We start from the raw sequence: 12,128 nt of genomic DNA on the forward strand, positions 1-12,128 counted from the left end.
CGCCGGCCAGTGCGGTCAGGTGCTCGCCGGCGACCGACCCGGCGGAGATCTTGGCCACCGCCTCGCCCGCCCGCTCGCCGAGGGGTGAGGCCGGGACGGCGCCGGCCAGTGCCGCCAGCGCCGCGGCCCGCTCCTCCCCGAGCCGGGCGAACCCGTGCGTGAGAGCCTCGTCGAACCCCGTCACCAGCTCCAGCGCCTGCGCGACCCCCGGCGTCTCGCCGTCGAGCAGCGCGGCGAGCTGCGCTCCGAGCATCAGCGCACCGCCCCCGTCGCGGGGAACCAGTGCAGCTCGGGCAGGGGTGCCGTGGTGCCGGGCAGTTCCAGGTAGGCCAGGTGGCGCAGGTACCGGCTGAACACGGTGGCCGCCGGCGTGCGCTCGACCCCGCCGGCCAGGGAGCCGATCAGGTCGCCGTCATCGCCCACCTCGACGCGCAGGTAGCCGGCGACCCGGTCGAGACCGTACTGGATCACCGCCTCGTCGGCGAGCGCGCGCAGGTGCTTGCACGGCGAGCCGTGCAGGCCGCCGCACGGCCGGTTGTTGTTGGTGCTGCAGTCGAACGTGTGGGTGCCGGCGGCGATCGACGAGACGTAGACCCGTTCGATGTCCGAACCGCTGGACACGACGCCCTGCAGCCGCCCGTCCGCCAGCTCGACGAAGGGCACCTTCGCCAGTTTGCGCGGCTGCGCGGGCCAGACCACCCGTGCCGTGCTGCGCTGCTTCCACGCGCCTGCGTCCGCGCTCACGAACCCTCGACCTCCCAGCCAGGACGGCTCGCGGACGCCGGATGGTGCGGCGGCACCTACGCGAACGGCTGATCAACGATCAGGTAACGTACCCCATCGCGATCGCACCGGAGGCCCGAGATGACGGCCTCGTACCGTATGTCAGGTCGAGGCCCGCCGGGGCAGTCCGAGGGCCCGGCGCAGGAACCCGAGCTCGTGCACCAGCAGGTTCGCGGCCACGGCCTCCTGCGAGGGAAGGTGCGTCGTCCGGGGCAGCGGCAGGACCTCGTGCGGCCGGCCCGCCGCCAGCAGCGCCGCCGAGAAGCGCAGGGTGTGCGCCGGGACCACGTTGTCGTCGGCCAGCCCGTGGATCAGGAGGAGCGGGCGGGTCAGCGACGCGGCCTCCAGGATCGGTGAGTTGCGGTCGTACGCCTCCGGGTGCTCGTCCGGGTGGCCGAGGTGGCGCTCGCGCCAGTGCGTGTCGTACAGGCGCTGGTCGGTGACCGGCGCACCGGCCACGGCGGCGTGGAAGACGTCCGGGCGGCGCAGCACCGCGATCGCCGCGAGGAACCCGCCGAACGACCAGCCGCGGATGCCCACCCTGGTCAGGTCCAGCACGGGGCGGTGCGTGGCGGCCTCCCGGAGGCCCTCCACCTGGTCGGCGAGCACCGGTCCCGCGAGGTCGAGGTGGATCTCGCGTTCCCAGGCGGGCCCGCGGCCGGGCGTGCCGCGGCCGTCCACGACGAGCACCGCGAAGCCCTGCTCGGCGAACCACTGCGACACGTACGTCCACCACGCCCGCTCGCTCGTCACCTTGCGCAGGGCCGGGCCGCCGTAGGGGTCCATGAGCACGGGGAGCGGGCCGTGCCCGGGGGTGTGCCAGGAGGGCAGGAACAGGGCCGCGCGCAGCTCACGCGGGCCGAGTGAGAGCATCTCCACCCGGGGTTCGAGGACCGGGCGCTCGGCGTACGAGGCGATCTCCACAGGCGTGGGGCCCGGGCGGAAGGTCTCGCCGCGGATGACGAGCGTGGTGGTGCCGGGCCGGTCCAGGGTGCGGGAGAGCAGGACGGTGGTGCCCGCCCGGAAGGTGCCGCTGTGGACGCCCGGCTCGCGGCTCACCCGCCGGAGTCCGGACGCCCGATCGTAGGCCCACAGGTGTGTCCGGGTCGGCTCGTCCGACGCGGCGAACAGGACCGTCTCGCCGTCCACCGCGAGCACCTCCTCCAGTTGGAGGCCGGGCGGGGTGACCGGCCGGCCGTCGGCCAGCAGCCTGCGCGTGTCGTCCTCGTCGGCGCTGGTCAGCAGGGCGCCTGCGGCGTCCCTCGCGGGCAGGCCGGGGACGAGCTCCACCCAGGCGTCGTCGCGCTGCTCGGCCAGCACCTCGGTCGCGCCGGTGGCGGGGTCGACGCCAAGGACCTGGACGTGCCGCTGGTCACGGCTCTGCACCGCGGCGTACGGACCCGTGCCGTCCCAGCCGGCGGCGGTGAGGTACTCGAACGCCTTGACGTCCCAGTCCACCGGGACGAGTGCCGCGCGGTCGGACGCGGGGTCCACGGTGGCGAGCCAGAGGGTCACCTCGGCGTTGGCGGTGCCGGCGGCGGGATAGGGGAAGCTGTGCGGCGGCCCGGCCGGATCGGCGGGGTCGGCGGCGTGCCAGCGCCGCACCGGCCCGTTGTCCACCCGGGCGACGAGCAGCCGGCGGCCGTCGGGGGCCCACCAGTAGCCGCGGTGCCGCGCCATCGACTCGGCCGCGACGTGCTCGGGGAGCCCGTAGCCGACCTCGGGACCGTCGGGCGCGGCCACCACCCTGTCACCGCCGTGAGCGGGCGCCTCGCTCCCGCCACCGCCTGCGGGCACCACGCGCAGCGTGCCGCCGCTGACGTACGCGATCCGCCGCCCCGTCGGGTCGGGCCGGGGGTCGATCACCGGCTCGGCGGTGGCGAGCCTGTTCACGGAGCCGTCGGCGGGCCGTACCGTCCACAGCCGCCCGGAGAGCGCGAAGGCGAGCAACTCGCAGGCGCTGTCGGCGGCGTAGGCGACGATGCCGGAGGAGAGCTCGCGGGCGCGCTCGCGGCGGGTCGACTCCTCGGGCGACAGCTCCTCGCCGGCGCCCGCCTGGAGGGTGAGCGGGTCCACGAGCAGATGTTCGCGCCCGGTCGCGAGGTCGAGCGCCCACAGGCAGGAGACGGGGTCGTCGCCGCCCCGGGTGCGCAGGAAGAAGACGGTGCCGCCGTCCGGTGAGACGGTGAAGTGGCGGGGCACGCCGAGGGTGAAGCGCCGGGTGCGCGCGAGCTGGCGGGGAAGGGAGGGCCGGGACATAGCGGAAGATCGTAGATCATCGCTGATCGGATGGGACGAGGGCGACGTCGAACCGCACTCCCACCTCGTCGCTGAGTTTGAGCGCGCCGAACAGCGCCGAGTAGGGCCGGATCCCCCATCGGGTCTGCACGATGGCCGCCGAGCCGCGTACGCGCCCCTCGTCCAGTGCGCCCCGCACGACGACGGGACGTGTGACGCCGAGGATGGTGACGTCGCCCTCGACGCGGAACGACTCCGCGCTGCCCTCGACCCGGGTCGACCGGAACGTGATGGTGGGATGACGCCGGGTGTCCAGGATCTTCTCTCGGATGATCTTCTCGATCTCCCCGCGATCGGAGCTCGTGAGCGGCTTGAGGCCGCCCACGCCCTCCCGGACCTCGAACGATCCGGCGTCGACCTCGACGGTCACCGAGCAGCGGGCCGGATCGGCGGGGTCGAGCATGACGTCGCCGTGCCAGCGGGTGACCTCGATGGTGAGATCGTGGCCCGCCTTGGCGCCCAGCCCGGTGCGGGTCGTGTCGACGAGGAGCTGACCGGACTCGGGGCCCAGCGTGTGGCTGCCGGCGGTGGTGCTCACGTTCCCAGGCTAGCCCGCACGTGCCTTCCCGCCGAAGAGGATCGGCCGGGCCTCCTGTGGGTACAGGCCAAGTTGTCGTCCCCCGAGAACCTCTGAAGGGGTCCACGTTCATGGCTGTTGCGGATGTGCCCGGATCACGACCGGATGGAGTGGAGGACGGGCTGGAGGCCGCGCTCGACGCGCTGGCCGACGCCTACGCCGACGCGGTCGGCGCGATCACCGCGGCTGCCGACGCCCAGACCGCCTTCGCCGGCGCCGACCGGGTCGGAGACGTGCTGCGGGAGCTGGGAGAGGATCTCGCCACCAGGCGCGCCAGGCTGGCGGCGGAGGTCCGGAGGCGGCTGATCCAGTCGGCGGTGCGCTGACCGCCCGGTCATGGGCGTTTTGACCTGTCAGAGCCGGGGACACTGCAAGCAGTAACAGGTCGTTACTCTCCGTGATTCAATGGGAAGTGCACCATGATCAAGGCAATCCTCGTCATCGGGGCGCTCGCCGCGGCCGCGGCGGTGGTGACGTTCGGTTTCATGACGTTCCGGAAGGGCTCGCGCCCGGCCCGGGCGTAGGAAGCGCCGTGATCGGCTCTCGCACCGGCCCCGGCACGCGGCTATCGTGACGGTTGCGTGCCCGACGGGGATCTTCCCGGCGGGAGCGTCTCGACGATCTCGGGTGGACGGGTTTCGATGGCAGGGTTCTATCTCCAGTTCCAGGCGCTGAAGGACGGTCAGGCCGCCGCCGGCAGGCTGTCCAAGCACTACACCGAGCTGGCCGGCGGCTATCCGGCGAAGGGCACCGACTCCACGATCTTCGGCAGGCTGGACGGCGCCTTCACGCTGGCCGCGCTCCTCGACAGGGTCGAGTCCGAGGTCGGCGACGAGCTGCGGTTCGCCCAGCGCAGGGTCCGGAGCGTGGAGAGCACGCTGGACAAGGTCTGGGACGTCGTGCGCAGGACCAACCGCGCCAACGGCGCAGGAGACGACGGCACGGACGACAGGGCCGCCGTCTGATGGACATGGCGGAGGAGCTCGCGGGGTTACCCGGTGGCGGCGACGAGCTGGCGGCCATCCTGAGGAAGGTCAACGGCACCCCCGAAACCATCCGTGGGATCGCCACCCGCTGGGAGGGCACGGCCACCAAGGTCAGTACGAACACCGGCAAGCTGCGCACCGCGGTCAAGAACATCGACTCCGCCTGGCACGGCTCCTCCGCCGACGCGTTCGTGACCCACATGCGCGACTACGGCACGGCGGGCGACGGGCTGCACGACGTGCTGAAGACCGCCGCCACGACCCTGAGGACGACGGCCCAGACGCTGGAGACGGCCGAGGCCAAGGTGCGCGGGTTCTGCGACACGCTTCTCGGCCAGGTGCGCACCTTCCGGACGAACAACCCCAAGGCCACGCAGGCGGAGTTCGACGAGGCGATCGCGCCCCTGGTCCGCGAGATCCTCCCCGACGCCCGGAAGCACCTGGCGGACGCCGACGAGGCGGTCAACGACGCCGAGAAGAAGATCCGGCTTAAGCTCGACGGCAGGGAGATGACCTTCGAGGGCATCACGCCGCCGGGCGACGAGACGCACGACTGGCGCCCGACGACCGTGCCCGACTGGTCGAAGACCACCCTGGCGAGCACGGACGGCGGCGGCGCACAGAATCCCGCCGCCTCCTCCTACGCCTCAACGGGCGGTCCGGCCGGCGGCGACGCGCCGGCCATACCGTACGTGCGGGGCAACGGCACGGGTGCCGACATCGTCGCGGCCGCCCGGCAGCACCTCGGTAAGCCGTACATCTGGGGCGCCAACGGCCCCTCGGCGTTCGACTGCAGCGGGCTGGTTTACTACAGCCTGAACCAGGCCGGGATCAAGATCGGTGACACCACCGCCGCCGGCTACCAGAGGAGCGGCCGGCCGGTGACCGATCCGCAGCCCGGCGACATCGTCTTCTTCGGCGAGCCGGCCGGCCACGTCGGCATCTACGTGGGCGACGGCAAGATGATCCACGCGCCGCGCCCCGGATCCGAGGTGACGGTGGCGTCGGTGGCCGGGAGGCAGCCGATCACCTTCCGCCGCTTCACCTGAGCACGTCTCCGGTGGGCGGCCAGGGCCGTCTGGACGGCCGGGGCCGTCACCGAGCGCCGAACAGCGCGGTGGCCAGCCCCAGGGCGACCACCACGTTCACCACCGTGGCCGCGCCGAACACGGCCACCGGACGCCAGCCCGCCTCGCGCAGCGCGGAGACCCGGAACTCCAGGCCGATGCTGACGAAGGCCAGGATGAGGAACCACGTCCGCAGGTCGTTGGCGACCCCGATCACCGCCTTGCCCTCGCCCGCGCTCACGGTCGTGAGGTACCAGGTGGCGATGCCCGAGGCGGCGACGAACCCGAGCACGAACTTCGGGAACCGCCGCCACAGCTCGCCCACCCCGGGACGGGACGCGCCGGGACGCCGCTCGACGCGGAACGCGAACCAGGCGGTCAGCGCGACCACCACGACGCCGATGAGGGCGTTCTGCGTGATCTTGACGATGGTGGCGATGGCCAGGGCGTCCTCGCCGACGATGGCGCCCGCGGCGGTCACGGCGGCGGTGGTGTCGATGTTGCCGCCGATCCAGGCGCCCGCGACCTCGGGGCTCAGGTGGAGCAGGGAGGCGAGGGCGGGCAGCAGGAAGATGGACGGCAGCGCGAAGGCGATCACCAGGCTGGCGCTGTAGGCCAGCTGCTCGCGCCTGGCCTGTACGGCGCCGGCCGCGGCGATCGCCGCGCTGACGCCGCAGATGGACACGGCGGCCGACAGCAGGGCGCGCAGCTTGTCGTCCAGGCCCAGCCTGCCGCCCAGCCACCAGGTGAAGAGGAAAACCGTGCTGATCAGCACGATGCCCTGGACGACGGCGGGGCCGGCGGCCGTCACGATCAGCTTGAGGTTGATCGAGGCGCCGAGGAGGACGAGGCCGGTCTTGATGAAGAACTCGGTGCGGAAGCCCCCGGCCAGCCGCTCCCGCAACCCGGTGACGGTCAGTACGGCGTTGCCGAGCAGGCCGAGCGCGATGGCGTACACCGGGAACTCGATGGCCTTGGCCAGGCCGGAGCCCTCGAACCAGGACGGGACGCCCTTCTCCAGCCATCTGGTGGCGGCGCCGAGCAGGAGGACGGCGAGGACGCCGAGGGCGGTCCACGGCCAGGCGGGGGTGCTCGCCGGCGCGGGCCGGGTGATCTCCTCGGTGCTCATCACGGCACCAGCCCGATCGGGATGACGCGGGTGAGCACCAGCACCAGCAGGACGAGCCCGACGACGGTGGCGGCCCAGTCTTCGCCGATCGCCGCCCGGCTCGCCCCGTCCGTGGGGGCTGTGGTCGCGGCACGGTCCGCATCAGCCGCGGCAGAGGCCGCACCGGTCGCGGCAGGGTCCTCGCCGGCCGGGGGTGGGGCGGATGCGGCCTCGTTCGTCCCCATGGGAGCACCTTTCTGCTGGTCAAGAGAGAGTCGGGCGGGAGCACCCCCCAAGCCGGCCCCCGCCCGTGCATGTGGGCCCGTCAGGCGACGACGAGCGATTCGGCGGTGAACTCGCGGCCGGCGACGATCTCGGACACGAAGCCGTCAGGACCGACCGGGCGGTCACCGATCAGGGTGACGCGGTGCAGGGTGCGCTGGACGTCGAGGTGGTCCAGGTCGGTCGGGGCGAGGTGGGCGGTGGCCCGGTTGTCCCAGAACGCGACGCTGCCCGGCTGCCAGCGGAAGCGCACGGTGTACTCGGGCCGGGTGATCTGCTCGTACAGCAGCTCCAGGATGCGGCGGCTCTCCAGCGCGGACACGCCGACGATGCGGTCGGTGAATCCCGGGTTGACGAACAGCGCCCGCTCCCCCGTCTCCGGGTGGACGCGCACCACGGGGTGGACGGACACGAGCAGGTTGTCGTTGACCCGCTTGACCAGCTTCCCGTCCTGGCCCGTGGTCTGGTGGCCGGCGAGGAAGCGGTGCTCGGCCCGCAGCCGGTCCACGAAGTCGCGCAGCGGCCCGGACAGCCCCTCGTAGGCGGCGACCAGGTTGGTCCACTGGGTGTCGCCGCCGAACTCGGGCACGGTCTCGGCCCGCAGGATCGAGGCGGCGGGCGGGTTGACGGCGGCGGTGACGTCGGTGTGCCAGCCGGAGTAGTAGGAGTACTGCCGCTTGCGGTAGAGCTCGCGGTAGCCCTCGCCATAGCGCTCCTCGTAGCGGCGCGGGTCGATGGTGAGGATCTGCGGGAACTCGTCCGGCGGCGCGTCCTCGTGCGGATGGGCGTGCGTCAGCTCGCCGAACTGCCGGGCGAAGGCGATCTGGGCGGCGTGGTCCAGGGTCTGGCCGCGGAAGAAGACGACCTTGTGGGCGAGCAGGGCCCGCCGGATCTCCTGGACGGCTGACGGGTCGAGCGAGCGGGACAGGTCGATGCCCTTGATCTCGGCGCCGATGTGGCCCGCCGCACGTCTGATGTCGAGGAAGGTGCTCACGACCCCGATCATGCGCGAGATTCCCCATGAAAGCAATAGGAAATGTATGGAATAGTTAAATAACCCCTACCCCCACACCTTGAAGGGCGGAACCTCCATGAATCTCGATGGCCCGCGACCTAGTGTCGTCACCATGCCGATCAATGACGGGAGCGACCCCGACGCCGGGGTGTTCCTACCCGCTCCTGACCATGCCGTGACCGCGATCGTGCCGGAGGTCGCGGGGCAGGGGCACTGGGCGGGAGCACCCAGCGCGGTGGCCGCTGACGGGTCGATCTACCTGGCCTACCGCCTGCGCAGGCCGGTCGGGGAGGGACGCGGACACTCCGTGGTCGTCGCGCGCTCGGCCGACGGCGAGCGCTTCGAGACCCTGCTGACGATCACGCGAGAGCAGATGAACGCCGAGTCGCTGGAGCGCCCGTCGCTGGTGCGCACTCCGGAGGGGCGCTGGCGGCTCTACCTCAGCTGCGCCACGCACGGCACCAAGCACTGGCGGGTGGAGGTGCTCGAAGCCGCCGACCCCGCCGCGTTCGACCCGGCGAGCCGGGAAACGGTGCTGCCCGGCGACCCCAAGACGGGGGTCAAGGACACCGTGATCGTACGGCGGGACGGCACCTGGCATCTGTGGGCCTCCTGCCACCCGCTGGCCGACCCCGACGAGGCCGACCAGATGGTGACCGACTACGCGACCAGCGACGACGGGCTGGCCTGGACCTGGCACGGCACCGCGTTGAGCGGGCGCCCGGAGACCTGGGACTCGCGTGGCACCCGGGTGTCCGCCGTGCGCTTCAACGGGGACGGCGTGCTGGCGTTCTACGACGGCCGGGCGAGCGCCGCCGAGAACTACGAGGAGCGTACGGGGATCGCCACCGGGGCCGACCCGGCGGCGCTGACGCCCCACGGCAGCGCGCCCGCCGCGTCCTCGCCGCACGCCGGTGGCGGGCTGCGCTACCTGGACATCGTCGACCTGCCGGAGGGCGGCGTCCGGCTCTACTACGAGTACACGCGCGCGGACGGCGCCCACGAGCTGCGCACCGAGCTTCGCACCGCCCTGTGATCACTTGGGCCGCGCGCGGCCGTTGCGCGACTGGCGCTGGCCGGGCGGGCGGGCCCCGACCAGCCCGCCCGAGCGCTCCCTGGGCTGCAGCCAGTCACCGAAGTCCTCGCCGGTGACGCGCTGGAGGAGCTCGATGTCGGCGGCGAAGTACGGGATGAGCTGCTGGCGCTGCTCCCAGGTGAGCGGCCGGCGCGGGTTGCCTCGCCGCTGGAGCAGGTGCTCCAGGTGCCCGGTGAGCCGCTGCCCCACCGTGTGCGGCAGGAACCTACCGGCGCGCGCGCCCGCCCTGAGCCCCGCGGACAGCAGTCTGTGCCGCCCGCCCGCGTCGGGATGGGCGGTCACGTTCTCCCGGGGCACCTCGGTGAGGAGGCCCTGCTCCACGCCCAGGAAGGCGCTGATCCGGTCGAGCGTCTCGGCCGGCCTGTCGACCAGGTCCCGGTATCTGAAGACGAGGACCTGCTCGCGTGGGAAGAGGGTGAACAGGTGGGCGAGCTGCTCGCCGTAGCGGCCCAGCCCCACGTAGTGCCAGAAGTGCGCCCACCCGGCCGCGATCCGGCGCTGCTCGGCGGCGCACGCGCGCACGACGTCGCCGATGGGCTCCAGCCCGGCGGACCACAGGTGGGTCCAGTTGGAGTGGGCGCGCTCGACCGGGTCGCGCAGGATCGCGATGAGCCGGGCGTGCGGGACGGCGGCGTGGATGCGGCGCTGCGCGTCCAGGTCGTACAGGTAGAAGGGGGTGGCCTCGCCGAGCAGCGCGCCGTCGGGCGCGCCGGCGAAGAGCGCCTCGTAGTCGTCCCGGCGCCAGACGTGCTCCTGGTAGGTCTGGGGGTCGCCGGGGCCGCCCCGGGTGGGGGGCGGGCCGTCGGTGAGGAAGAACTTGGGCTCCTTCACATGGGACAGGTGAAGCGCGGGGTGCTGCTGGAGCGCGGCGTGCAGGGCCGTGGTTCCGGTCTTCGGGGCACCGATGACCAGGAAGTGGGGCAGCGGCATGTCCTCGTCCTTCCTCTTCCACACCTCTGGAACCCTTATTTTCCTACCAACTCTGTGGGATAATCTAGTCATGAGTCTGGACAGGACCCGCTCGACGAGCGAGCGCGCCGAGTCGCCGCTGACCGCCGCGATCCTGGCCGGCAGGTGGATCCGGACCGCGGCGATCGACGACGAGCACGGCCGGCACTGGCAGGCCAACCCCGATCCGCGCGGCAGGTCGGCCGTCACCCCCGAGCCCTGGTCCCTCTACTCCGGGGCCGCCGGCATCGTGCTGTTCTTCCTGGAGCTGGCAGCCGCGACCGGCCACGAGGCGTACCTCGAGGACGCGCGGGCAGGCGCGCGCCGGCTCGCGGCCACCTGGCGGGAGCAGAGCGATCTGTCCCTTTACCACGGGCTGACAGGCGTCATGGTAGCTCTGATGGAGGCAGGCTGGGCGCTCGGCGAGGAGAGGTTCGAGACCGAGGCGAGGGCGGTCGCGGACCTGATCGTCCGCAGTAGGCGCACCGTCGACGGTGGCGTCGGCTGGTCGCCGGATCCCGCGCAGCGCGGCGACGGCGGCATCGTGCTCGGCCTGCTCCGGGCCGCGGCGCACCTTGGCGTCCCCGCCTACGAGGAGCTCGCCGTCGAGGTGGGGCTGCGCATCGCCAAGCTGCCCGTGCCCGGCCACCGGTTCGGCGACTGCGCCGACCTGCCCGTGGACGCGGTCACGCCCGGCTTCCTGGCCGGTACGGCCGGCACCGCGTTCCTGCTCGCCCGGCTGTACGGGGTGAGCGGCGACGACCGTTTCCTGCGGGCCGCGCGCAGCGGTGCCGACTTCGTCCGCGAGGTCAGCCTCCTGACCGGCAGGTGCGCCGCCGTGCCGCACCACGTCCCGCAGGCGCGGGGGCTGCACTACCTGGGGTTCTGCTCGGGCTCGGCCGGGGTCGCGCGGATGTTCTACGAGCTGCACCAGGTGGCCGGGGACCCGGGCGACCTCGACTGGGTGGAGCGGCTGGCCCGCGGCATCGTCCGGGTGGGCGTGCCGTACCGGCAGACCGAGGGCTACTGGAACACCGCCTGCCAGTGCTGCGGGGCGGCGGGGCTGATCGAGCTGTTCGTCGGGCTGTGGGCCGCCACCGGGCGCGAGTCCCATCTCGACTTCGCCCGCGCGCTGGCCGGCCACCTCATCGGCCGGGCGAGCGGCCACGACGGGCAGGGCTACCGCTGGTACCAGGCCTACCGGCGGCTCCGGCCGGAGGAGGTCAGCGCCGACACCGGCTACATGGTGGGCGCCGCCGGCATCGGCGCGGCGCTGCTCCACCTGGACGCCGCGGGACAGGCCGACCAGGCGCGCCGGGTCATCCTGCTGCCCGACAACCCCTTCCCCGCCATCCCGCTGCCCACTTCGGCGCTGCGCCGAACCAGATCTTGATCAGGCCCCTCCCGATCCATCGGCGATCATTGCCCACCGGGGGCGGGATCTTTCGCCAGATCAGCCGAAAAACAAGGATTCCCTTGGAGAGCTGAAATCGGTGGCCGTCTTCGCAGACTTCTTGATTGACAGCCAGTCAACTATTGAGAGGTCTGATGAAGCGGAATGTCTCATTAGCCGTGACAGTGGCCATAACGGCCCTGAGCGGCGTGGCAGTGCCCGCCACCGCGCAGGCGGACCCGGCCACCGGACCGACTCCTGGCGCACCTGCACCCCAGGCACAGGCCGCGGCCCCGGCGGATGGCGCGTCCGGGCAGGTCACACTGGTGACGGGCGACCGGGTGATCGTGACCGAGGTGCCGGGCAAGCCGCAGGCCGTGCGGATCGAGCGAGGTCCCGGGCGCGAGAAGACGGCCTTTTACACCGAGAACCGTAACGGCCACTTGTACGTCCTGCCCTCGGATGCGGCGACCTTGGTGGCACAAGGCCAGGTGGATCCCAGGCTCTTCGATGTCACCCAGCTCATCGCGTGGCACTACGACGACGCCCACCGCGCCGACATCCCGGTCATCACC

13 protein-coding genes and 1 pseudogene are annotated in these 12,128 nt (G+C 72.5%); 6 read left to right on the forward strand and 8 right to left on the reverse strand.

The window, feature by feature from the left end:
* The 4 genes and pseudogenes from DQW85_RS35575 to DQW85_RS35590 form a co-directional block, all read right to left on the reverse strand.
* Window positions 1-253, reverse strand: a pseudogene (locus DQW85_RS35575) (hypothetical protein); the annotation flags it as partial.
* On the reverse strand, window positions 253-744 hold the full coding sequence (locus tag DQW85_RS35580) for a hypothetical protein (protein ID WP_113704143.1): 492 nt from the start codon (window positions 742-744) through the stop codon (window positions 253-255). The gene DQW85_RS35580 and the pseudogene DQW85_RS35575, both read right to left, overlap by 1 nt.
* Window positions 745-885: 141 nt before the next feature.
* Window positions 886-3,042 carry a S9 family peptidase gene (locus tag DQW85_RS35585; protein ID WP_113704144.1) on the reverse strand — a complete coding sequence of 719 codons (2,157 nt, stop codon included), beginning with the start codon at window positions 3,040-3,042 and terminating at the stop codon, window positions 886-888.
* Between the two features lie 16 nt (window positions 3,043-3,058).
* Window positions 3,059-3,619 carry a YceI family protein gene (locus tag DQW85_RS35590; RefSeq protein ID WP_113704145.1) on the reverse strand — a complete coding sequence of 187 codons (561 nt, stop codon included), beginning with the start codon at window positions 3,617-3,619 and terminating at the stop codon, window positions 3,059-3,061.
* Between the two features lie 110 nt (window positions 3,620-3,729).
* Between DQW85_RS35590 and DQW85_RS35595 the strand changes: the two genes are divergently transcribed.
* The 3 genes from DQW85_RS35595 (at window position 3,730) to DQW85_RS35605 (ending at window position 5,693) form a co-directional block, all read left to right on the forward strand.
* Window positions 3,730-3,984 carry a hypothetical protein gene (locus DQW85_RS35595; protein WP_162795643.1) on the forward strand — a complete coding sequence of 85 codons (255 nt, stop codon included), beginning with the start codon at window positions 3,730-3,732 and terminating at the stop codon, window positions 3,982-3,984.
* Window positions 3,985-4,299: 315 nt separating this feature from the next.
* A complete protein-coding gene (locus DQW85_RS35600; RefSeq protein ID WP_113704147.1) occupies window positions 4,300-4,623 on the forward strand; it encodes a hypothetical protein in 324 nt (107 codons plus the stop codon).
* Between the two features lie 5 nt (window positions 4,624-4,628).
* Window positions 4,629-5,693, forward strand: a complete 1,065-nt coding sequence (locus tag DQW85_RS35605; protein WP_162795644.1) for a bifunctional WXG100 family type VII secretion target/C40 family peptidase — start codon at window positions 4,629-4,631, stop codon at window positions 5,691-5,693.
* A 46-nt stretch (window positions 5,694-5,739) separates the two neighbouring features.
* Here the strand turns inward: DQW85_RS35605 and DQW85_RS35610 are convergent, their stop codons facing one another.
* The 3 genes from DQW85_RS35610 to DQW85_RS35620 all read right to left on the reverse strand — a co-directional run bounded on the left by DQW85_RS35610 (window position 5,740) and on the right by DQW85_RS35620 (window position 8,095).
* Window positions 5,740-6,840 carry a YeiH family protein gene (locus DQW85_RS35610; protein WP_113704149.1) on the reverse strand — a complete coding sequence of 367 codons (1,101 nt, stop codon included), beginning with the start codon at window positions 6,838-6,840 and terminating at the stop codon, window positions 5,740-5,742.
* Window positions 6,840-7,064, reverse strand: a complete 225-nt coding sequence (locus DQW85_RS35615) for a hypothetical protein (protein WP_113704150.1) — start codon at window positions 7,062-7,064, stop codon at window positions 6,840-6,842. Before DQW85_RS35615 ends, DQW85_RS35610 begins: the two co-directional genes overlap by 1 nt.
* 80 nt (window positions 7,065-7,144) lie before the next feature.
* A complete protein-coding gene (locus tag DQW85_RS35620) occupies window positions 7,145-8,095 on the reverse strand; it encodes a TauD/TfdA dioxygenase family protein (protein WP_240197648.1) in 951 nt (316 codons plus the stop codon).
* Window positions 8,096-8,228: 133 nt separating this feature from the next.
* On the opposite strand from DQW85_RS35620, the gene DQW85_RS35625 reads away from it, so the two are divergent.
* Window positions 8,229-9,152: a glycoside hydrolase family 32 protein gene (locus tag DQW85_RS35625; protein ID WP_113704152.1), complete on the forward strand. Its 924-nt coding sequence runs from the start codon at window positions 8,229-8,231 to the stop codon at window positions 9,150-9,152.
* On the opposite strand, the gene DQW85_RS35630 is transcribed toward DQW85_RS35625, so the two are convergent.
* Window positions 9,153-10,166: a sulfotransferase family protein gene (locus DQW85_RS35630; protein ID WP_240197649.1), complete on the reverse strand. Its 1,014-nt coding sequence runs from the start codon at window positions 10,164-10,166 to the stop codon at window positions 9,153-9,155.
* 46 nt (window positions 10,167-10,212) lie between these two features.
* On the opposite strand from DQW85_RS35630, the gene DQW85_RS35635 reads away from it, so the two are divergent.
* Both DQW85_RS35635 and DQW85_RS46195 read left to right on the forward strand, forming a co-directional pair.
* Window positions 10,213-11,553 carry a lanthionine synthetase LanC family protein gene (locus DQW85_RS35635; RefSeq protein WP_113704153.1) on the forward strand — a complete coding sequence of 447 codons (1,341 nt, stop codon included), beginning with the start codon at window positions 10,213-10,215 and terminating at the stop codon, window positions 11,551-11,553.
* A gap of 326 nt (window positions 11,554-11,879) precedes the next feature.
* A partial coding sequence (locus DQW85_RS46195; RefSeq protein WP_205315653.1) for a hypothetical protein occupies window positions 11,880-12,128 on the forward strand: 249 nt, incomplete at its 3' end.

The organism is Nonomuraea lactucae (genome assembly GCF_003313395.1).
Lineage (GTDB): Bacteria > Actinomycetota > Actinomycetes > Streptosporangiales > Streptosporangiaceae > Nonomuraea > Nonomuraea lactucae.